This is a genomic window from Pseudomonas sp. BIGb0164 (assembly GCF_024810135.1).
Lineage (GTDB): Bacteria > Pseudomonadota > Gammaproteobacteria > Pseudomonadales > Pseudomonadaceae > Aquipseudomonas.
This window is the reverse complement of the sequence record NZ_JANUEA010000008.1, coordinates 344,286-366,927: the sequence shown is the minus strand read 5'-3', so window position 1 is coordinate 366,927 and position 22,642 is coordinate 344,286. Positions and strand designations below refer to the sequence as shown.

Genomic DNA, 22,642 nt, shown 5'->3' with positions numbered 1-22,642 from the left:
TGGCGGCGGCCCCCCAAATCACTGTCGGATTACGGGCACACCGAGCCTAGGCGAGGTGCCGAGTGTTGGGGCAAGAGCCTTTTGGTTACTTTTGGCTGGGCCGGCATTCCGGCTCTTTCCAAAAGTGACCCGCCGTAAGGGCGGAACCCATAGCCGCCGTTACCCAAATAACGGATATGTACCCAATCCAAAAAAAACGGGGCAATCAAAGATCACCCCCAAAGGTACATCGAGAGGCCCTTCAAAACCCTACAAACTGATCTGCCTGCGCTCCTCATCCGTCAACCGCACCTGCGCCTGTTCACTCAACAGCCCTGCGCCCAAAACCTGCACCGGGCTGTCCGGGTTGTAGCTGGAGGTTTTAGGCTTCGCCGACGACTCCTGCGGCAACGGCTCAGTACCCAGGCTCAACACTTCGACGGTCATGATCGACGGCCTGCCCTGCTTCGCCGCCGCCTGCTGGCTGCGCGCCGCATCCTCGGCCGCCTGGGACGCCGCCGCCCCCGCCGCACTGGCCGAACTCATGGCCCCGGTGTTCACCGCCGCCGCAACCGGCACCCCGGACGAATTGCCCTGGGTCTGGATGTTCGCCGCGTTCACCACACGCAAGGCCGCGATGTTGACGTTGCCAGACACCCGGATCCCCGCCTCGCCGGCATCGATGGTGCCCAACGGCGCGATCAGGTCGATGTCTCCTGCTGGCACTTCCGGGATCGGGTTGAGCGTGGCGATCCCCGCACCGGTACTCGGCACGGCTGGCGACAGGCCCACGTTGCCCCAGTTGTCATAGACACGCTTGGGTGGCGTGTACACCACAGTGGTCTTGGAACCACGCCCGGCGTTGATGTCGCCCTCGCTGGTCCAGCCCATGATCGAGCCGCCGAAGGTGGTCATGATGCGGCTCTGGCCCAACAGGATGCTGCCCAGGGAATACAGCTGTATATCCCCGGCGCCCTGGGTGATCACCCCAGCCGTGGCCGGTGGTGCCGCGCCTTCGATGCCAAAGGTCTGGCTGCCGCCCGGTGTGAGCATCTGGATCGAACCACCGAAGTTAGTGTGCACACCTGCACCACCGAACATCGTGATGTCGCCTTTGTAGGTGATCGGGTTGCCCGCCACGTCGTGGCTGGGGAACAACGCGGCAATGGCAGCTCGGCCGCGCACATAGCTGCCCTGGCGCGCACCGCCCGCCTGGGTGTACTCGCGGCCGGCGGCCTTGAGTTCGGCGAAGTACACATCGCGGGCAAATACCCGTTGCTGTTCAGCAGGCAGCGCCGCGTAGTAGGCACGCGCCTGCTCGGCGTCGCCGACAAAACCGAAACGCTCGGCGAGCCAGCCGACCAGTTCGTTTTCGTAGGTCTTGGCGACCTTGCCTGCCTGAATCGACTCACCGGGCTGCGCCAGGTTGGCCGGGTTCAGGTAGGTCTCGACGAAGCGACGGTAATCCGGCCCGTCAGGCCCCACGCCCGCCTGCAGGACGATGCTGGCGCCCGGTCGGGTATCGCCCGCTGCGACGGCGCCCAGGCTGTTGATACCCACCTTGTCCTCCATCTGGACAGTGCGCCCGGCCGTCAACTCCAGAGTGCCGGGGCCGGCCACATTGAAGCCGCTGTAGAGGATGTCGCGGCCCGCGCTGACTACCGAAATATCAGTGGGCGCGGTGTGCACAAACAGGTTACCGGTGAAGGTGTACTGGCCAGTGTCCGCATCGCCGCCGATGGCGCCGTTCAAACCCGTGCCACTGCTGACGATGTCGCGCCCGGCCTGCATCCAGACCGGGCCGGCCCCCTCGTAGTAGGTCTGCCCGACCCGGGGGTCGTTCGACGAATAAATACTGATCGCCCTGCCACTATTGACCCCTAGCAGGTCGCCGCTACGCGCATAGAAACGTGCCGGCTCCAAGGCCTCGGCCCAGGCCATGCTGGCCGTGTTGGGGCCAAAGGCGAACAACGGCGACAACCCGAAGCGGGCGATGCTGCCATCGCTGGACAGGTTGCCGCTGCCAGTGACCGGGCGTAAATCGCTGCCGAACCCCACGAAGGCCGGGTGCAGGATGGTCGCCAGGCTCTGCGGGGTGGCGCTGGAGCGACTGATGGTCAGGTCGCCGCCATAGATCGAATCACCGGCCAACAGTTCCAGCTGCCCCTTCGCCGCCGGTGCGAGCACCAACGCTTTGAGTGGCTGCGGGGTGGCGGGATCGCTCGTCGACGCACGCCCGTAGTAGAGGCTGCCGCTTGCAGCCACTGCCCGCAAGGTGGCGGGATAGACCGCCGCCATATCGGTTTCCAGTGTCTGGGTCAGTGGCGTGAGGTTGCCCCCGGCAGAGAACAGGTCCACCGCCGTGCGGTCGGTCCACAGGCTGAACCAGCTCTGGCCAATCCCGTTGACGCCCGCGTTCACGTAGGCCAGGGCGTTCATCTGCGGTGCGCGTCCGGGGTCGGCGACATCCTGCAACACCAGGTCGCCCCGGGTGGCCAGGCTGAAGGTCGCATCGCCGGGCAGCAGGCTCATGCCCCCCGCCGCCAAGGCCGACGTCGAGCGCAACGGGTCGTAGGCGCGCACTTCGCTGGGGCTCTGGTCCTTGAGCTGGTTGCCGTAACGCAGGGTCAGGCTGCCCAGCGCGCCACCGGTCATCTGCACATGCCCGCGCAGGTTCACCAGCGCACCATTGAGGTGATCGGTGACCACCTGGCTGGCAGGGTTCAGCGCACCGCCGACCCGCAGGTTCAAGTCACCACCGCCGGTGAGTTGCAAGCTGCCATCGGCAGCAACCCGGCCCGTGCCACCCACGGCCAGGATCAGGCCCTGGCTGCGTCGGCCGATATTCTGCGCCACCGTAGGCACCGGGTTGAGGATGCCTGCGTCCCCCCCGACATCGACGTTGAGGTTGCCTCCGCCGAGGGTGCCGAAGCCTGTGAACCCCACCATCTTGTCCGATTGCTGACTGGCGACGTAGGAGCCGAAGTTGATCCACCAGGCAGTCGCCTGGGCCTGGCTACCACTCAGGCCATTACCCTGACGCCACAACCAGTTACCCACGTTCGCAGAATCCACGCCGAAGTCACCCAACGGACGCCCGCCGCTGATCTGCGCCGGGCTGGTGATATTGCCCGTCAGGTCGCCGCCCACTTTGAGCAGCAAGTTGCCGCCCGTGTCCGGGTACCACGCGCGGTAGAGGCTATCGGCACCACCGTTGACGAGCTTTTCGTTGCTCCCCGCGTTGGCCAGTACCTTGCCGTTGCTGCCCAGGGCGCGTTTAAGGTTGTACGGATCATTGGCCGAGGTACCAGTGGACGAACTGCCAGCGGTATAAACACCGAACAACGACTCCATGCTCAGGTTACCCGCCGCCAACAGATCCAGGTCCGCTGCGCCGGTACGGATGACGCTGAACCGGGCGCTGCTGCCGGCAACCAAGGTATAGGCATCCCCATCGGAGGAACAGAACTCCGGAAAATCCGTGCAGACTTCCGGGTAGCCAATACCGACGAAATCGATAGGTTGGCCTGTCATGCTGTCATCACCGAACCATCCGATGGAGCCTTCTTCGGTCCACACCACCGCTGCCTGCCCATACATCCCGTAATGACTGTCGGCCAACCTCAGGTTGCCACTGACCGGGTGCGGCTGCAGCAGGCGACTGTCCGCGGCCTCGGTGTCTGCCCCCGCCACCAGGCGAATCGACCACGACTGCGAACCTTCCTCCAGCATCGGCGCAATCGCCCAGTTCTTGCCCTGGCGGCCGGCATCGGCAACGCGCAGTTGCACCGACTCCACACCGCCCGGCAACTTGACGTCGGTGCCAAACGGCAGCAACGCGCCACGGGGCAGCACGGTGCTGACGGCCAGGATCACGTCGGCGGCCAACGGTACGCCCTTCGGCCAAATCAGGCCGTTGACGCCTGCCCTGCCGGTCAGCACGCTACCCGCATCCAGGATGCTGCCAGCGGCGAGCGTCTGGCTGTCGGCCAACAAGGTTCCGGCCGCGAACAGCACGTTACCCGAGGCATCCCGGACAGCGGCCGACAACACGGTGCCGGCAGGCAGCACCAGCGGCTGGCTGAGCGTCGCCGCGACCGGCAAGCGAGTACCCGCTGGCAACGACAAAGGCTTGGTCTGCAAATCGAAATTCAGCGTGGCCCCCTTGGGAAACACGGTGCCATCGGCCAGGGTCACCCCACTGCCTGGCACCACCACCGTACCGCCGGTGTAGTCGATGCCCGCCCGCAGTATCCAGCCATTGTCGTCGTCCGTCTCCGATGGCGCAGCGAAGCCGTCGTTGATGCTGCCGTAGATGTTCAGGTCGCCACCGGCGCGAAGGGTCAGGCTGCCGGCTTCGGGCGGCTGGGTCGACTTGAGGCTGGCGTAGCGATAACCCGACAGGTCCAGGTCGCCCTGCACCACCAGGTCGCCGTCCGGCGTCTTGCTGATGATTTCCACGCCTGGACGCAGGTGGAAGGTGTCGCCGTAGGTGGCGTTGTTCAACCCGGCGAGCTTGTTTTGCAGCAGGTTGCTGTTACCGAGGGCCGCGTTGATGAACGCGGTGCTCAATACGTGCTTGGCATCCAGGTACGCCTGGTCGATGGCCTGGTAAGGCTGCCCGTTAGGCGTGGCATCGGTCTTGGTGGGTGCGTCGTCGTAGGTGATCATGCCGTTGAGGGCAATGGAACGCGCGCCGTCAATGCTCAAGTGCCCGCTGGCGTCGATGGCGATGTCATTGCTGGTGCCGTCGGGGTTGATGATCCGCGGCGCGTTCAACTCCAGGGTGCCACGGCTGCGCCCGTCATTGCCGGTGGCGTCGGTACCGTGGCGCAGGTCAATGCGCGCACCATCGGCCAAGGTCAGTTGGCCGGCACCGGAACTCAGCACAACGGTGGCGCGGTTGGGCGAGTCGATGATCTTGCCGTAGCTGTCTATCCGCAGTTGCGTGCCGTGGGCGTCGAGTACGGCGCTGCCGTCCAGGGTCAGGCCCTGTTTGGCGGCGAGGTTGATCGCGCCCACGCGTTCGCCGCTGGCGTCCACCCGGCCGGTCACGCGCAGGCTGCCATTGTCCACCGAGACGTTGACGGTATTGGCCTTGACGTCATTGCCGATGACCAGGTCGCCCTGCTTGAGCTGGAAGCTGCGGGCCCCGAACACCTGGCCCTCGTTGAGGCGCTGGTTGAGGGCCGCGAACTGCTCAGTCAACGTGCCGCTGGCACCCAGGCGCTGGGCCTGGACCTCCACCGAACCGGCCAGGTACGGCACCCAGGTACCACCTGCGTCGTAATTACCGGTGGTGCCGGCAACAATCTTGCCCGCGAGGTCGACCATCCCCGCCGCGTTGTCCACGGCCACCGCACGCAATCGACCGGCCTGGTTGTAACGGGCCGACAGGTCAATGGTCGAACCGGCTGCCTGCACGACGTTTCCTGCACGGCTTTCCAATAGCACTTCGCCGCCCGCGCTGTACTTGGTCAGGTCGTTGAACGGGATAGCGCGACCGGCGACGTCAATCAAGGCCGCGTCGGTCAACACCACGTCACCCCGGGCGCCCAGGGTCACCTTGCCGCTCGGCAATACCACCGCGGTGGCCAGGCGAATGCTATCGCCCTGCAAGGACAACTCGGCGCCGATGCCGTCGACTTTGCCCACCGGGCCCGCCGAAGCGCTCACATCGATAGCGCCACCGGCAGTGATGCGGTTGACCGAACCGGCTTCGCCCGTCATCAACGGCGTGAGGATATTCAGGTTGCCACCGCTGTAGGAGAAGCCCTTGACGGCGTCGTAGGCGCCCTGGCTCTGGTACACCGACAGGCTGCCCTTGTGGTTGGCGGTGATGCGTTCGCTGGCAGTGAGGTTGACGTTGGCAAAGCCCAGGGCCAAGCGGTCGAAGGACTTGGTGGTGCTCGGTTGGGCGAAGGCCCCATAGCCGAACTTGATGCGCTCGGCATTGATGTCCAGGCGCCCGCTGCCCGTGCCAGCGCCGCCGCCCACCACTGCGCCCGGCGCGGCATCGGCGCCCTGCCAGATCAGATTGGCGGTGTGGATGGTCGCCACGTCATTGGCCCCGCCGGCGCCATAAATCGCCGGTGTGGAGAGCATCAGGTTGCTCAGCAGGGACTTGCCGGTCACGGCGTCGTAGGTATCCAGGGTGGTGCTGCCGTAGAAGTTGAGGCTGTCGCGCGCCGACAGTTGCAGGGTTTCCAGGGCCGGCGCACCGAACTGGGTATCGCCGCGCAGCAGGCGTTCCAGCACTTGCTGGTTGAGGGTCAAGCCCGCTGGCAAGCGATAACCTGCTGCCGCGTCGGCCAGGGCTTCGGGGCTGCCAACGTTGATGCTGGACACCCCGAGGTTCAGGTGGCGGGTGCCGTAGCGCACCGCATCGCCCATCTGCAAGGTGCTGTCGGTCAACGCGACGATCGTGCCTTCGGAATACAACGCGGTCTGCCCGCTGCACGACGCACCGCTGCACCCGCCCAGCTCGATGCCGCCACTGGTGCCATTGGAGGACGGCGACGCAACGATATTGAGCAAACCGTTGGACACCGCCAGGACATTCGCCAGCTTGTAGACAAAACCGTCGCGAGCGTCATAGCTGGCCTTGCCGCGACCGATCGTGTTGATCGACGCACCTTGCTCCACGGTAATTTTGCCGGAGGTGGTTGCCAGCATCACTTCCGGTGCCGCCAACGTCGCGCCCTCACGCAGAACGATGGAGCTTGAGGCCGCGTTGGTCAGGCCGATGTAGTTGCCGCCCTGGCCATAAATCACCACGGTCATGCCACCGACCAGCAGGCGCGCAGCACCCAGGGCATTGAGGCTGTCGGCCTCCACGCTGATGCCGCTGAAACCGGTGGTGGCGCCCTTGCCCGCCGCGACAATTTCGATGTCCTTGTCAACGCCCCGGCTGGCGTTGGTCAGCGCCACGGTGCCGCCGTAGCCACCCTCGGCCGCGTCGAAGCGACCAATGCCCTGGAACGAAAAGGCGTCCGTGCCCGCGCCTGAGCGCAGGTTCAGTTGCAGGGTTTTGGCGTCTACCGGCAGCAAGGCACGGGGCACGCCCAGCCGCGCGGCATCGGCCACGGCAAACTGGGCGTAGCCGGTTTCGTTGTATTGGGAGTAACGACGCAGGGTATCGGCCGAGGTGAGAATCACCTGGTTGAGCGTGCTGTTGCTGATGCCGGTATTGGCAATGGACAAGCGCCCGGCGGTAGACCAGGAGCCATTGCGCAATGCCTGGGTCGAACCGTCGCTGCCCAGCCCCGCCAGGCCATTGATTTCCACGCGGAAGGCGCCCGGCATCAAGGCATAGTTGGACGGCATCAGCGTGTAGGTGCCCGCCGCCAGGCCCGGTACGCCGGCACCGATGGTGATCTGCTGGCCGATCAGCGGATCCACCGCGCCGCCCTCCGGCGCCACCGGCGCGTAGCCGGGTTGTACACCCGGCACAATCGCGTAGATCGGGTTGGTGCCCAGCCCTGGCAACACAAACCCGCCCGTGGCACCAAACTGCACCAACGGGTTGTAGCGGGCATCCGTGGAGCCGCCGCGACCGGAAATGAACCCGGCCCCCAACAGCTCACCGCCACCGGACAGGTCCACGGTGGCGTCGGGCATGACCTTCAGTGTCTGGCCGCCCAGCACAATCCCCACATTGAGGCTGCCGTTCTCGTTGGGAATGGCGCCCTGGCCCAGGAACGTCACCGTCTTGCCGTTGTACTTGTAGACCTGGCCATCCACCGTGCCGCCATAGGGCAGCACCAGGCCCTTGCCGCTCACCGAGGTCAGGCTGCCGGGCAGCAATTCGACATGGCTGGTGCCCAGGTTGCCGATCTCGATCAACCCCAGCGGTGCACGCACCACCCCGCCCTGCTTGATGGTCGGGCCGCCCAGTTGCAGGCGGCCGAACGCCGAGTAAGGCACCGCTGCGTTGCTGTTGCCGGTGCGCGCGATGGTCAAGGTGCGTGTGGGGTCAAAGTTGAAGCTCGAACCGTCGGCCGCCGCTTTGTTCAGGTAACCGGCCAACACCCTGGCGCCAACTTCGGTGGTCGGGTACAGCTGCGCTGCACGCAAGGTCAGGTCGCCCCGGGTCAGCAACTGCGTGCTGATGCCCTGTGCGATCACATCCGCACCGGCCCCGGCGAGGAAGCGCAGGTCACCCTGGCTGTTCAGTTGCACATCATCGAAGCCACGACGATCAACGCTCACCTTGCTGGCGTCGCTGCGTGTCAGCTCACTCGTGTTGCCAAACAGCACGTTGCCGCGCACATCGATCAGGTTGCCACTGGCGTTGAACACGGCTTGGCTGGCACGTTGCGACATGTTGGAAGCCAATACCGGGTTCAGGTATTGGTCCTTGCTCGGGTCCAGCGGTGCCAGGATGCCTGCCAGCAACAGGTAAGGCGCCGACAGGTTGATGCGCGACTGGGCCGCAGCGTTTTCACTCAGGCCCATGGCGCCGCTGTACAGGCGCAGGCTCTGGCCCATGTTCAGCGAGACGTCGCCGTCGAAACTCAGCAGGCCGTTGCTGAGCAAGGCCAGGTTGTCGAAGCCACCGGCGCGGACCTGGTCCACCCCGAGGTGAGCGTGGCCGTATTCCAGGTTGCTGGCCGCATCCTCGGCAGTGCCCGGCAACACGCTGCCTTGATGGGTTTGGCTGATCACCAGTTCGCGAACGTTGAGCACCCGGTCGGTCACGGCAGACTTGAGGTAGTAAGGCGTCTCCAGCGCCAGCGACAGGCTGCCGCCTGCGGCTCCGGCCCCACCGGCCCGGGCGACTACGCTGCCATCCAGGTACAGGCCATTGTTGGACGCCAGGCTGATGCTGCCGCCATTGCTGGCCACCTGCACGCGGCCCTGGCCCGGAATATCCAGGGTTGCGCGGGTACCGGAAGCGTCCAGGCGTGCCCCTTCACGCACCACCACGAACAAGTCGCTGGCCTTGGCAATGCCGGTGGCCAGGTCGATGTCGCCGCCGATACTGATCTTGCCGCCATTGCGTACCTGACCGTAGTAGCGGCCACGGTTGTCCACGGCGCTCACGGCCCGGGCGGCCACGTCGATCAGCGCCTGCTCGCCAATCCAGATCGAACGGCCATGGCCTGCCGCATTGGCTGCCTCGGAGCCGACTGCGGTGAGGCCACCCAGGGTGACGTTGCCACCCCAGGCATTGAGGGTGCCGTTCAGGGTCAGTTGCCCGACGCTGCGCAGGTTGATGCCCTGGCCCGGGTCGACATTGATCACCGCACCCTGGCCTACCAGCAGACTGGTCGTGGCCAATTCGGCCGCCGTCGATTCCTGCCGTCCGGCCGTCAGGGTCAGGCTGGCGCCACGGCGCTGGGTCAGCACGCCCTTGGTCGCGTCCTCTTGATACAACGCTGGCGTCCAGCGCTCCAGGGCCGCAGCCGGGTCGCTGCCACTGGGCGTGGCGGACGTCTGCTCGCCTGCACGCAGGACCGGCGTGGTGACATCCACCCGCGTGCCCTCGGTGACCAACAGCCCTTCGTTGCCGGTGATGTCATAGGCCGAGAAGCCCTTGTCGAAGAAGTTACCGGCCAACTGCAAGGTGTCAGCAGCGGGCGCCGTGGCACTGTTGCCGATCTGCACCTTGCGCGCCTGCAACGCCAGGGTGCCGCCACCGTTGACGCCATAACCGCGAACTTCACCGTCGAGCCCCAGGGCGCCGAGCGCGCCGAGGGTCACGTCGCCGCCCTTGCCGCCGCTGAGCTTGCCATCCACGCCCAGGGTGGCGCCGGAAGACGCGTCCACCACGCTACCCGTCGCGAGGTTCACATTGCCGGTGCTGCGCAACGACACTTTGCCGCCGTTCACATACGCCACGCCGTCACGATTGTTCGGGTCCAGCAGCAGGTTGTTCCAGCGCCCGGTGGCATCGAGCTTGACCCCGGTGGCCACATCGACCCGCCCACTGCCCGCCAGGATTACATCACCGACGGTGTTGCCCGAATTGAGGTTGACCTGGTTGAGGATATTGCCCGCATTGAGGCTGCCGCCATGGGCCGTCAGGTTGGCGTTGATGGCCACCCCAGGGCCGTACAGCGTAATGTCGCCGCCGTCCGCCACCTTGAGCGCACCGTTGACGGTGATCTGCTGCTTGGCGCCGACCTTGATCGCGCCCAGTTCCAGGCCGTTGAGCGAGTCGTTGTCGAGCACCATTTTGCCTTGGCGATCGGCCGGCAATGCGGTGCCGAGGTCCAGGCCATCGGCGATCTTCTGAGTATTGCTGTCGATCAGCACCGCATCGGTGCTGGCGCCCAAGGCGTAGCGCAGCGTGCCGGTGGTCTTGTTATAGATCGGGATGTACTGGCCAATGATCAACTGCGCGCGCTGCGCCCTGGCCTTCTGGGATTGCTGGTAGCCGTCGAGGTTGATATTCGGTGCCTGGGTCTGGCGATCGCCCTGGAACACATCGCTGATCACCTGGCCTTCGAGCACTGCGCTGGTGGTGCCGATCACCAGCTTGCCGGCATCACGCCCCACGGTATAACCGGCCTCGTAGCGGCGTTGCGGGGCAATCAGCGGGTTGTAGTAATACGCCGTCTGACCCCAGCGCGCGCTGGCGTCCTCAAAACCCTTGTAGAACCCGGAATACAGGATGTCCCCTGGCGCCTTGGACACCTCATACAAGCGCCCATCGGGGCCTTTGAGCCAGGTCTGCTGGATATACCCGGCCTGCACATCCACAGTGCCACCCGACAGGTTGATCTGCGCGCCCTGTTGGGTCACCACTTCTTTGCCGGTAAAGGTCACGGTGCCGCCCTGGGCCATCCACTCGCCCACCGAATGGCCCTGGGTGCCAAGGTAGCCGCCCACCTCCAGCAAACCGCCGGCGGTGTACCAACGGTCCGTGGCATAGCCATTGGTACCGGCTGGCACGAACACCAGTTCACGCAGGTCGACCCACACGTCGTTGTTGATCAGTTGCCCGCCGTCGCGGTTGACCGGCGCATCGCGTTGTTCGTTGCCCTGGACGTTGATCCTGATGTTGTTGGATTCCATCGACACCTTGACGCCGACCGCACCCGACACGTCGATCTTCGCCCCATCACGCACCAGGCTGCGTTGCCCGGCACTGACCGCCACCTGGCCACCGGTGGCCAGGGTGATCGAGCCCTTCTGGAAATCCACGGTGCCGCCGCTGACGATCTCGATGCGCGACTGGTCGGTGCGGTCGACCACGGCACTGAGGTTGTTGAACTGGCCGGTGATCTGGTTGGCGGGCGTGCCGTCGAGCTTGATCAGGCCATTGTTCTTCTGGCTGTCGAGGGCGGTGCTGCCGCTGCTGTCCAACAGGATCGCGGTAGTACTGCCCTCGCCCAGGGTCACGCTGCCGGTGGTGTCGGTGGCGGAGTTGAGCAAGTGGATCGTGCCGCGCGTGTCCACCGAAGTGCTGGCCAGGGCCACGCCGTTCTGCTGCACCTGGTGCCCGGTCAGGGTGATGTCACCGGTGGAGGCCATGATCAGCCCACTGTTGGTGACCTTACCAGCCGTGCTGCCGGCCTTGAGGCTGGTAGCCACCTCGTTGCCCCGGGTGGTGGAGCGGTCATTGCCAGTGGTGCTGACACCCTTGCGAATGTAGAAGCTGTCGCCGGCTGCCAGGGTCGTCTGGCCCTTGGCCGTGATAATGGTGCCGGCGTTTTCCACCTCGGCACCCAATAGCAAGGCATACCCCCCGGCATCGGTGGACGTGGCCGGGTTGTGGGTCTGGATCAGCGCACCGCGCTGTACTTCGACCTTGCCGGCCGCATCAGTGAAGGTCGGCTGGGTGCCAGTGGCGTCGACGTAGAGGCCACGCTGGGTGAACTGGTCATCGGTGATGGTCGCGGCGGCGGCCACCAGGTTACGCACGTTGACCTGGCTGGTGCCGCTGAAGACCACACCGTTGCGGTTCATGATCATCACGGTGCCAGCGCCGTTGATCTGGCCCTGGATCTCGCTGGGGCGTGCGTCGGGGTCGTTGACGCGGTTGAGCACCGCCCAGTTGGACTGTTGCTGGAAATCGACCGTGGTGTTGCGCCCGACGTTGAAGGTCTCCCAATTGAGGATCGCCTTGTCGGCGGTCTGCTCGATGGTCACGGTGGTCTTGCCGCCGGCCTGGGTCTGCACCGGGCCCTTGGCGTTGGTCCAGCCTTGGGTCAGGCTGTTATCGACTTGCAAACCGCCCTTGCCGAGGCCGTCGGGAATGTTCGACACCTGGCCGAACGCCGCCTGGCGCCCCGCCGCCTGCGCCGCCTGTTGGGCCGCGATTGCCGCGACACTGGCATTGAGCGTGCTGATGGAGCGCGACAACTGCTGGTTGACCTGCGCCTGCTGGTTCAACGACGGAATCCCCGGCACCTGCCCCGCGCCGGTACGGGCTGCCGTCGCCGCCTGGCTCGCGCCCTTGGCCGCGAACCAACCGGAACTGAACGCCGAAGCCGCATGGGCGTTGCCCGCCACCATCAACAAGGCAATGGCGTGGGCCAGGGGCTTGAGGCGCAACACGGGGTGGGCTTTGCGGTTAACCGTGGGTTTGCAGCGGACCATCGGGCATCTTCCTTCGTTGTTTTCGTGCGGGGGCCGTCGGGCACGACAGGCTCACGTATGAGAGTTAGGCGGTTGGCGAGGGGCGCGACTGAACTTCTGTCATGCAAAGTTCATAAAGGCCTGATAACGGGTTGAAAACCGTACCAACGCAAAAATCAGCAACGGCGCAGGCCGTTGCTGATCAGGTGTTGCAGGTCTTTGAACGCTTGGGTTACAGCGGACGACCGATACCGTTGCAGACGTTGGTGTTGCCGATGCTCAGGGCGTTGCTGGCGGTCAGGAAGCTACCGCGGATAGCGGCTTTCCAAGCCGTTGGCAGCGGCACGAAGGCATTGGCGGTAATCGCGGCATCGTTGTTGGCCGATGCGCCGTAGTGCTTGGTGAAGAAATCACGCACTTGGGTGGTTTGGGTGGCATCGACGTAGCACTGGCTGAAGATCAGGTTGGTGAAGCCGAGGATCGGGTAGCCCGACGTTGGGTAAGGCACGACACCAGCGGTGTTGGCTTTACCGAATACTGGCACCCAGGCGTCTGGTTTGTCGCGATCGGTAGCGGCAGGCAACGGTACAGCGTTGATGGCGGCCGATACGTTGGCAGCGGCAGGCGAAACGCCTTGGACGTTAGCGGCGACATCCTTGCCGACGCGAGCAACCTTGGTAGCGTCGTCCAAACCCGCCAGGGTTGGCGCGGCAAAGTCTGGGCTCATGTAGGTGATACCGCCGTCGGCGCCAGCCAGGGCAGTCATCACGCCTTGGCTGCCAGTGGCAGAAACAGCGCCGGCAGGCAGGCCACCGGTGTAGCTGGTGCCGAAGGTGGTGGTGACGTTGAAGGTACCGGTTTCAGCGCACTTGGCGTTGAGGAAACGGGTGAACAGCTCGGTAGTGCCGCTGCTTTCGCTGCGGTAAACCACTTTGATCGCACCCGTACGACCGGAACCGGAGATGCCGTTCCAGTCAACGATACGGCCCGAGAACACACCGCACAGCTCGTTGACGCTCAGGTCAACGGCTGCAGTACCGCTCTTGTTGAACGGGATAGCCACGGCGGTGCCCACGGACGGCACCTGGATCAACTTGCCCCAGGTCGGTTGCTTGGCAGTCGCGTAGGTCGACAGTTCAGCGGTGGTCAGCTTGGAGTCGCTACCGGCCCAGTGCACATTCTTGTCGGTAACGCCGGCCACGAACTTGGTGTAGTCATTGTTCAGGAAGGCAGCCTTGCCGTTGCCGCTGCCGACGCCGATGTAAGGGGCGAAGCCGGCGGTGAGTACGCCGGACGTCTGGTACAGCGCCTGTGGCAGGGTAGCACCGCCGCCGTTGATGTCGGCCATTGCAGCCTGGGCCGAGCACAGTGCAGCGAGGGTCATGGATACCGCGAGAACGTTGCGCTTAAACATGAAGAAGCTCCTTTCGTCGTGTTTGTACGTTTGGGGTAGATGGCTCTTGCATGACGCCATGGCTCCAATCCCAAGCCGTGTACTGGGGGTGACTGGGGGGTGAAACCATGGGAGAGAAAGTCGCAGTTTCCGATGACGGTTATGGGAAAAAACCTCGGGAGGAACAGCTTGATTTTTAAAAAGATTCTCGGGTGTTTTGGTCATCGTTTTGAGCGGTTTGGCGGCAGGTGACAGCGAGGTTTCAGCTGGGTTTGCTGGAGGCGGCGTAAACCGGAAAATATGACGGAATGAGGAACCCGAGAATGGGCGGGAGACTGAAAACACAGAGCACTAATGTGGGAGCGGGCTTGCTCGCGAAAGCGGCGGATCAGATACACATTCGTCGACTGACACACCGCATTCGCGAGCAAGCCCGCTCCCACATTTGGATTGGGGTTCTTCCGGGAATCAAGTGACCAGTTGGTTGATCTCGATAATCGGCAGCAGTACCGCCATCACGATCACCAGCACCACGGCGCCCATCACCACGATCATCAGCGGTTCGAGCAACGCGGTCATGCCCATGGCGCGGCGCTCGATATCGCGGGACAGGGTTTGCGCCGCGCGCTCCAGCATGGGCGGCAACGAGCCGGTTTTTTCGCCGCTGGCAATCAGGTGGATCAGCACCGGCGGGAAGACTTTTTCCACGGCCAGGGCCGGCGCCAGGTTGACCCCTTCACGCACCTTGGCCGTCGCATCGTTGACGCTCTGGCTCAGGCGATCGTTGGACAAGGTCTGGCGCGCTGCCTCAAGTGCACGCAACAGCGGCACGCCGGCACCCCCGAGAATCGCCAGGGTCGAGGCGAATCGTGCGGTATTGAGGCCCAGCACAAAGCGCCCGAACAGCGGCAAACGCAGCACCCGACTGTGCCAGTTCAAGCGCGCCACAGGGTTGCGCAGGTACAGGCGCCAGCCCCAGAAACTGCCGACGATCCCGGCAAAACACAGCCAGCCCCAGGCGCGGATGAAGTCACTGGCATTGAGCATCGCCAGGGTTAGCCCCGGCAGGTCCTGGCGCGCCTGGGAAAACGCGCTGACCACCTGGGGCACCACGTAGCTCAGCAGGAAAATCACGATTCCGATGGACACCAGCCCCACCACACCGGGGTAGATAAACGCGGTGAGGATCTTGCCCCGCAGGTTGTTGCGCTCTTCGATGTAGTCGGCCAGGCGCTCCATCACCTGGGCGAGGTCACCGGACTCCTCCCCCGCCGCGATCAGCGCCCGGTAGATCGACGGAAAATCCCGTGGCCGCGCCGCCAACGCATCGGCCAGGCGCATGCCACCACGCACATCGGCACGCACGGCACTCAAGGTCTGGGCGATGTGTTTTTTCTCGGCCTGCTCCACCGTCGCACTCAGCGCCGCCTCCAGTGGCAGGCTCGCGCCCAGCAGGCTGGCCAACTGGCGGGTGGCCCAGGCCAGGTCGTTGTCCGACAGCTTGGCGGCGAACAGGCTGCTGCCAGCCGCCGTTTGCGGGTTGCCTTCGACCTGCACCAACAACGCGGTCAAGCCGCGGCTGCGCAAGCTGGCAAACGCCGCGCTCTGGCTGTCGGCCTCCACATGCCCGGCTTCGACTTTGCCGCTGGCATCGGCGGCCTCATAGCGATAACGATTCATCAGGCGTCCCGTGTCACACGCAGGATTTCTTCGGGCGCCGTGGTGCCGCTGCGCACCCAGCGCTCGCCGTCTTCACGCATGCTGAACATCCCGGCACGGCGCGCAGCCACGCGCAGGTCCTGCTCGCCGGCGCCCTGGTGGATCAGGCTGCGCACATCGTCGTCGACGCAGAACAATTCATGGATACCGGTACGGCCGCTGTAACCCACCTGATTGCACTGCGCACACCCCACCGGGCGCCAAGTGCCGGGCGCGGCCGGGTCTTCCTGCTTGCAATGCGGGCACAGGCGGCGCACCAGGCGCTGGGCCAACACCCCCAACAGCGACGAGGCCAGCAGGAAGGGTTCGACGCCCATGTCGATCAGCCGGTTGACCGCCGACACCGCGTCGTTGGTGTGCAGAGTGGCGAGCACCAGGTGACCGGTGAGCGAGGCCTGCACGGCGATCTGCGCGGTCTCCAGGTCGCGGATTTCACCGATCATGATGATGTCCGGGTCCTGGCGCAGGATCGCGCGCAAGGCCAGGCCAAAGGTCATGTCGATCTTGGCGTTGACCTGGATCTGACTGATGCCCGGCAAGTCGTACTCCACCGGGTCTTCCACGGTGAGGATATTGCTGGTGCTCGCGTCCAGCCGTGCCAGGGCGGCGTAGAGGCTGGTGGTCTTGCCGCTGCCGGTGGGGCCGGTGACCAGTACGATGCCGTGGGGTTGGCGGATCAGCGTGTCCAGGCGCGCCAGCAAGTGCGGCTCCATGCCCAGGGTTTCCAACTGCAGGCGCCCGGCTTGCTTGTCCAGCAGACGCATGACCACGCGTTCGCCATGGCCGGTGGGCACCGTGGATACCCGGATGTCGATGGGCCGCCCGGCTACGCGCAGGGCAATGCGACCGTCCTGGGGCAGGCGTTTTTCGGCGATATCGAGTTGGGCCATGATCTTGATCCGCGACACCAGCGCGCCATGCAGGGCCTTGCGTGGCGAGACCACGTCGCGCAGGGTGCCGTCGACGCGGTAGCGCACCACGGAATGGGTTTCGTAGGGTTCGATGTGGATGTCGCTGGCTTCGTCGCGGGCGGCCTGGGTGAGCAAGGCGTTGATCATGCGGATGACCGGGGCGCCGTCCTGGGTGTCGAGCAGGTCGGTGACTTCGGGCATGTCTTGCATGAGGCGGTCGAGGTCGACCTCGTTTTCGGCGGCGCCCACCACGGCGGCGGCGCTGCCGGTGTCGGCGTAGGCGCTGGCGAGCAGGCCGTCGAGTTCGTCGTCACGCACGTGGTCGATGGGGGATTGGCCGAACTGGCGTTGGACTTCGCTGATGGACCAGCCGGGGGTTGAGGGGCATACGGTCAGCAGGTGGCCTGCTTCGGTGGGGCACAGGAGGATGCGTTGGGATTTGGCCCAGGCGTAGGGCAGAAGGCTCATGTGGATGCCTCGCGGATGCTGGGTTGAGATGGACCGGGTACATATCCGTTGCTGCGGTAACGGCCACTTAGGGTTCCGCCCTTACGGCGGCTCACTTTTGAAGAGCCCAAAAGTAACCAAAAGGCTCTTGCCCCAACACTCGGCACCTCGCCCAGGCTCGGTGTGCCCGTAATCCGCCAGTGATTTGGGGGGCCGCCGCCACGCGCCATCCATGGCGCGGGGCGGCTAAACCGGCATCCCTGCCGGTTTACCCCCCAAATCCCTGCCGAATTCCGGCCAGCGTGTTTGACGGGGCGCCTAAGATCAAAATCAAGATCAAAAGCAAGAGCACAGCGGCCTGACAGCCGGCTTGAGTGGTGTAGATCAAGAGCGAACGGCGCGCTTTCTGTGGGAGCTGGCTTGCCTGCGATGGTCGTTAACGAAGACGCAAAACCCCAGGCAGAACGCGGCGCCCTCGGGTTCATCGCCGGCAAGCCGGCTCCTACACGGGACAAAATGCGTAACCACGATGCGAAGCGAGTCGCTCTTGCTCTTGATCTGGCTTTTGATCTTAGGCGCCCCGTAAAACCACGCTGGCCGAACGCAGGCTTTGGAGCGTGGGTAACCCGGCAGGACGCCGGGTTAGCCGCGCTGGGCCAAGGATGGCCCATCGCGGCGGCCCACGCTCCAAAGCCGGAGTGAGGACACACCGAGCCTAAGCGAGGTGCCGAGTGGTGGGGCGAGGACCTTTTGGTTACTTTTGGCTGGGCCGGCTTCCGGTCCTTCCAAAAGTGACCCGCTGTAAGAGCGGAACCATAAGCCGCCGTTACCGCAGCAACGGATATGTACACCGACCCACCACCGCTATCGCAGCCAAACCAGCTCCCACAATTAGATATGCCCCCAATCACTGAGGCACCGCCCGAATCACCGCCCTCGGCCCACTCACAGGAATCGCCTTCTCCACCGAAGGCAACTGCGGCGCCTGCACATCCGGCATCGCCCAACTCCGCTCCGGCTGCAACCCGCCCTGGGCCCGGCGCATAAACTCATACCGATTCAACGTAATACTGCGCCCCGCCCCACTGTCGCGAATAATGTAGGGCCGCAAAAACACCATCAGATTGGTCTTGTTCACACTGCGCTTTTCATTACGAAACAACGCCCCCAACCCGGGGATATCCGACAACCAAGGCACCGCGTCATTGCTCTGGCTATACCCATCCTGCAACAACCCCCCCAGCACCATGATCTGCCCGTCATCCAACAAAATGCTGGTATCAATCGCCCGCTTGTTGGTCACCGTCCCCGCGTCCACCGAAGCCCGCGAATCGACGCTGCTGACCTCCTGGTAAATATCCAGCTTCACTGTGCCGCCCTCGGAAATCTGCGGCCGCACGTTCAGCTTCAGCCCCACCTCTTCACGCTGCACCGTCTGGAACGGGTTATTGCTGGTGCCACCACCACCGGTCACATAACTGCCGGTGACAAACGGAATGGTCTGCCCCACAAAAATACTCGCCGCCTCGTTATCCAGGGTCAGCAGGTTCGGCGTCGACAACACGTTGGTGCCCCCCTTGCTCTTCAACGCACGGGCCAGCACTTTCAGGTCGAGCACCTTGCCGATACCGGGAATGTCCACGGTGCCGTTGACCAGGCCGATGTTCAGGCCCTTGGGCAGCACATCGATACTGGTCTTGCTGGTGGGCGTACTGTTCACACCACTGCCCCCCAGGTTCACCCCGCCAAACCCGCCCTTGCCACCCAGGTTGCCGGCCTGCCATTGCACGCCGAACTCTGTGGCATCGTCTTCGTTGACTTCAACGATCAGGCTCTCGATAACCACCTGGGCGCGGCGCTGGTCGAGCATGTCGATCACTTCGCGCAGGTTGCGGTACAGCGGGTCGGGCGCCGAGATCAGCAAGGTGTTGGTGGTGGCGTCCGCCTGGATCGTCACGCCGCCGGCACTGAACGCGGTGTTCTGGTCGTTGGACGTACTGCCGGTGGCGGTCGTTGCCGAGTTGGCCTGCTGGCCGTAACCCGTCTGCACACCACTGCCGGTGGGTGTGCCGCTGCTGTTCTGCGTGGGGGTGCCCTGGCCGTTCTGGCCGGTGCCGCCCATGCTGCTGAGCTTGCCACGCGCATCGTCACTGACACCGGAGTCGCTCTCGCCGGTCAACAGGCCACGCAGTGACTGAGCCAGCTTGCCGGCCTGGGCGTTGCGCAGGTACACCACGTGCATGTTGCTCGGGTTGCTCTGGGCGTTGTCGAGTTTGTAGATGAGGTTGCGCGCCAGCTCCGTACGTTCGGGGCTGCCGGAGCGGATGATGATCGAGTTGGAGCGCGGGTCGCCCACCACGTTGATCTTCTGGGTCTGGTCGGCGCCCTGGGTTTCCAGGAGTTCAGCGACCATGGCCGCGATGTCCACGGCGATGCCGTTCTGCACTTTCACCACGTCGGTGTCGATGGCGCTCGGGGTGTCGATACCGCTGATGATCTGCGCCACCCGCGCCAGGTTTTCGGCGTAGTCGGTGATCACGATGCTGTTGTTGCCGGGGTAGGCATTGATCGGGTTGTTCGGCGACACGATGGGACGCAGCACCGGGATCAGGTTCACCGCGTTTTCGTATTGCAGGCGGAACGTGCGGGTCTGCATGCCCGTAGCGCCAGCGCTGTAGATCGGGCCGCCAAGCAGCTTGGCGTCGGCTTCCGGCACCACCTGGGCCACGCCGCCCACGTCCACCACGCTGAACCCCTGCATGCGCAGCGCTGCTAGCAGCATGTCGTAGGCCTGGTGCGCCGGCACCTGGCCTTCGCTCACCAGGGTCAGGTTGCCCTTCACCCGTGGGTCCACCAGGAACTGCTGGCCGGTGGCGCGGGACAGCGCGCGCACCACCGCCTGGATATCCGCCTCGACGAAATTCAGCTGCACGGGCTGGTCGCCCAGCGGGTTGCGCGCCTTGACCACCGCCGGGGCATGGCCACGGGCGCTGTTGGTCACCGGGTGTTGCACGGGCGGCCGGGGGGCGGGTTCGCGCTGGCGATCCAGCGGCGTATCGCTATGGCGGGTTTCGGCCAAGGGCTGGCCGAGTTCGCTGTCCACCAGCAGCGGCTTGACGGGCTGGTTGTTGCTGCACGCGCTCAGGGCCAGCACCAGCAAGGGTGCGGCCAAACGGAAAGGCGGGACTGACCACTTCATGAAGCTTCCTTAGCGCCAAGCGCCTGATCCATGCGAACGGTCCCGGACACAGTGCCGGCCGAGTTGTCGACGGCGTCCTCTGCGCGCTGCAAACGCGCCTCGGACACCTCCAGAGAGAACGAACGGGGGTTGCCCAGCAGCCAGCTCACCACGGCGTCGGCCGGTGCATTGTCGAAGGTCAGGCGCCAGCCGCCCGGTGCCAGCGCCTCCAATTGATAGCGGCCCTGCAAACCAGCGCCATCCAGGGCCTGGCGCAGCGAAGTTTCGTCGGCCGGCCGAGGCGCGGCGACGTCCTGCAACAACACGTGCAGGGCTTGCGCCTGGGAACGCAATTTCGGGGTTTCGGCCTGCCAGTAATCGATCTTTTTCAGCGCCGGCTGCACCAGCACCAGCCAGGTCAACAGGCTTGCCAGGGCCAGGCCGGTGCCGACCAGCATGCGTTTTTCACGCAGGGCCAGGCCGCTCCAGAACACCCGGGATTGGCCACGCAGTTGCTGCCACTTATTCATCGCTGGCTTCCTGAACAGAAGCAGTTTCGGCGGGGCCGAGGGTCCAGCCATGCTCATCGCGAACGGCGCTGAAGCCGGCCTGGGCCAGGGCCGCCTGCCACTCGCCTTCAACGGCGGGGCTGCGGCTGTCGGCTAACAACGCCAGGTGCAAACGCCCCTGTTCAAACGACAGGCTCTCGACACTGCCGACCATGAACGGCAACTGGCTGCCGGCCAGTTGCAACAGGCTGCTGAAGCGCTGGCCCGGCTCGCCCGCCGCACCGCTCTGCCGTGCGGCCAATTGCTGGCGGGCCTGCTGCAAGGGGTTGAGCACCACGGGCAATTCGGGGAATGCCTGGCGCACTTGCTGGCTGAGCATTGCCTTGATCTGTTGGCCTTCATCCGCCTGGCGGGCAGCGTACAGGTTCAGGCCAATCGTCCAGATCGCAGCGGCCACGCCAAGGCAGGCCAACGCCCTGCCCCATCCCACGGTAGACGGTGGGCTCAGGCGGCCCTGCAAGCCCCACGCCGGTGTGGCACCGCTCCAGCGCTGCGCCGCATCGACCCACTGCACGTCCAGCGCCGGCTGCCCCAAGGGATGCACCGTGCCCTGTTGCAGGGTGTCACGCGTCAACAGATACCCATCTTCCAGCACCGACGTGCCCACCGGCAGCGCATAAGGCGCCGGGTACACGCCGCGCAGCTTGAGCTGCGCCTGAGCCAGCACCTGGCTCAAGCGCTGCAAGCCGTCCTTGGGCACCCAGGCCACCTGCACGCGACCGTCGCTTTCACGTGGGCCGTGAGCGACTTGCATCTGCTCCACCGGGCCGAGGATCAATGCCTGCGCCACGCAAGCCACGGCGGCCTGGGTTTTAGCCGCCGGCAATGGCGGCAGTTCCAAGCCAGTCAGCAAGCTGTCACGCGGGTGCAGGAAACAGTCGACGGCCTGGCGCTGCTTGCCCAATTGCGCCAGGCGCTCCTGGCCTTCACTCACCACCACGCCCCGCTCCACCCAGGCAAAGGTCACCGGGCTGTCGGCGCTCAGTTGATCGAGGGGTGGCAAGCCAATGCGCAAACGCTTCATACGCCCACCCGCGACCAGATCACCCGGGGCTGGCGGTCTTCAGGGCGATGCAGCAAGGCATCGAGTGTCACCCGTCGCTGCTCGCGTCGCGCCTGGCCCTGCAGGCGGAACCACTCGCTGGTAATGCCCACTTCCACCGAATCCACCGCCACCTGGGGCAGGTGCAGGCGATTGACGAAATCCCCGCGATTGATAAACCAGCGCCCACTATCCCGCTCAGCCACCAGCCCCTGGGCCTGGGACAAACTCAGCTGAGGGACCACCGCGCTGAGTACTTCGGCGCTGGCGGTGTTGCCGTTGACCCAGGTATTGCCGGGCAGCACGCTGATAAACGCCTGCAGACGCTGCAGCAGCAGCGGGTCCAGGCCTTCCAGGCCACTGAGGTCATCGAGGCTGCGCAGCACCGGGTACTGGGCGGGCAGTGCGTCGTCCCCCATGCGTCTGTCATAGGAGCCAATCACCCGTTGGCTGATGCGCCGGCTCAGGCTCGGGTCGACGCCGATCAGGCGGCACAGCCGTTCGAAACGCTGCAGTTGCTCGACGTCCACCTGCTGGCGGTTGACCAGGTTGCGCAGGTTGAACTTGCCTTGTTCATCGGCCAGTCGCCCTTCAAATGCACCGCCCTGGGCGCGTGCCCACGGCTGGTCTAGGCGGGTCAGCACGTCTTTCTGGCGAGCGTCCCACAACAGGCGACGGCTCTGCTCCAGCCCGCCCTGCAACAGCCACTGGCCCTGGATGCGCAGCTGTTCGGCTTCCAGGCTGCGGGTGAACACGGTCTGGCGCGTGAGCATGCTGCCGGCGAGCACCGCTACCACTGCCGCGATCAGCAAGGCGCTGATGATCGCCATGCCGCGCTGCTTCGCCGCTGCGGGCGAATGCCGTTTCATGGCGTGC

General features: G+C 64.9%; 8 protein-coding genes. All 8 read right to left on the bottom strand.

What is annotated here, in order from left to right; translation table 11 throughout:
* Positions 1–249 precede the first annotated feature (249 nt).
* The 8 genes from M2394_RS22310 to gspK all read right to left on the bottom strand — a co-directional run bounded on the left by M2394_RS22310 (position 250) and on the right by gspK (position 22,635).
* Positions 250–12,528, bottom strand: coding sequence for a filamentous hemagglutinin family protein (locus M2394_RS22310; protein WP_259174615.1), 12,279 nt, complete (start codon positions 12,526–12,528; stop codon positions 250–252).
* A gap of 211 nt (positions 12,529–12,739) precedes the next feature.
* A complete protein-coding gene (locus M2394_RS22305) occupies positions 12,740–13,921 on the bottom strand; it encodes a substrate-binding domain-containing protein (protein WP_259174614.1) in 1,182 nt (393 codons plus the stop codon).
* Positions 13,922–14,368: 447 nt separating this feature from the next.
* Positions 14,369–15,580 carry a type II secretion system inner membrane protein GspF gene (gene gspF / locus M2394_RS22300; protein WP_259174613.1) on the bottom strand — a complete coding sequence of 404 codons (1,212 nt, stop codon included), beginning with the start codon at positions 15,578–15,580 and terminating at the stop codon, positions 14,369–14,371.
* The gene (gspE, locus tag M2394_RS22295) at positions 15,580–16,998 is read right to left on the bottom strand and encodes a type II secretion system ATPase GspE (RefSeq protein ID WP_259174612.1); all 1,419 of its coding nucleotides are present in this window, start codon (positions 16,996–16,998) and stop codon (positions 15,580–15,582) included. The genes gspF and gspE overlap by 1 nt, the downstream gene beginning before the upstream one ends.
* An 886-nt stretch (positions 16,999–17,884) precedes the next feature.
* Positions 17,885–20,176: a type II secretion system secretin GspD gene (gene gspD, locus M2394_RS22290; RefSeq protein ID WP_259174611.1), complete on the bottom strand. Its 2,292-nt coding sequence runs from the start codon at positions 20,174–20,176 to the stop codon at positions 17,885–17,887.
* Complete coding sequence (locus M2394_RS22285) at positions 20,173–20,685, bottom strand: type II secretion system protein M (protein WP_259174610.1); 513 nt, start codon at positions 20,683–20,685, stop codon at positions 20,173–20,175. Before M2394_RS22285 ends, gspD begins: the two co-directional genes overlap by 4 nt.
* Positions 20,678–21,748, bottom strand: coding sequence for a type II secretion system protein GspL (gene gspL / locus M2394_RS22280; protein ID WP_259174609.1), 1,071 nt, complete (start codon positions 21,746–21,748; stop codon positions 20,678–20,680). Before gspL ends, M2394_RS22285 begins: the two co-directional genes overlap by 8 nt.
* Positions 21,745–22,635 carry a type II secretion system minor pseudopilin GspK gene (gene gspK, locus M2394_RS22275; RefSeq protein WP_259174608.1) on the bottom strand — a complete coding sequence of 297 codons (891 nt, stop codon included), beginning with the start codon at positions 22,633–22,635 and terminating at the stop codon, positions 21,745–21,747. Before gspK ends, gspL begins: the two co-directional genes overlap by 4 nt.
* Positions 22,636–22,642: the final 7 nt, after the last annotated feature.

Excerpts from the sequence above, each read along its gene's own strand:
- M2394_RS22310 (WP_259174615.1), bottom strand. The coding sequence starts at position 12,528 with ATGGTCCGCTGCAAACCCACGGTTAACCGCAAAGCCCACCCCGTGTTG.
- M2394_RS22305 (WP_259174614.1), bottom strand. The coding sequence starts at position 13,921 with ATGTTTAAGCGCAACGTTCTCGCGGTATCCATGACCCTCGCTGCACTG.
- gspF (WP_259174613.1), bottom strand. The coding sequence starts at position 15,580 with ATGAATCGTTATCGCTATGAGGCCGCCGATGCCAGCGGCAAAGTCGAA.
- gspE (WP_259174612.1), bottom strand. The coding sequence starts at position 16,998 with ATGAGCCTTCTGCCCTACGCCTGGGCCAAATCCCAACGCATCCTCCTG.
- gspD (WP_259174611.1), bottom strand. The coding sequence starts at position 20,176 with ATGAAGTGGTCAGTCCCGCCTTTCCGTTTGGCCGCACCCTTGCTGGTG.
- M2394_RS22285 (WP_259174610.1), bottom strand. The coding sequence starts at position 20,685 with ATGAATAAGTGGCAGCAACTGCGTGGCCAATCCCGGGTGTTCTGGAGC.
- gspL (WP_259174609.1), bottom strand. The coding sequence starts at position 21,748 with ATGAAGCGTTTGCGCATTGGCTTGCCACCCCTCGATCAACTGAGCGCC.
- gspK (WP_259174608.1), bottom strand. The coding sequence starts at position 22,635 with ATGAAACGGCATTCGCCCGCAGCGGCGAAGCAGCGCGGCATGGCGATC.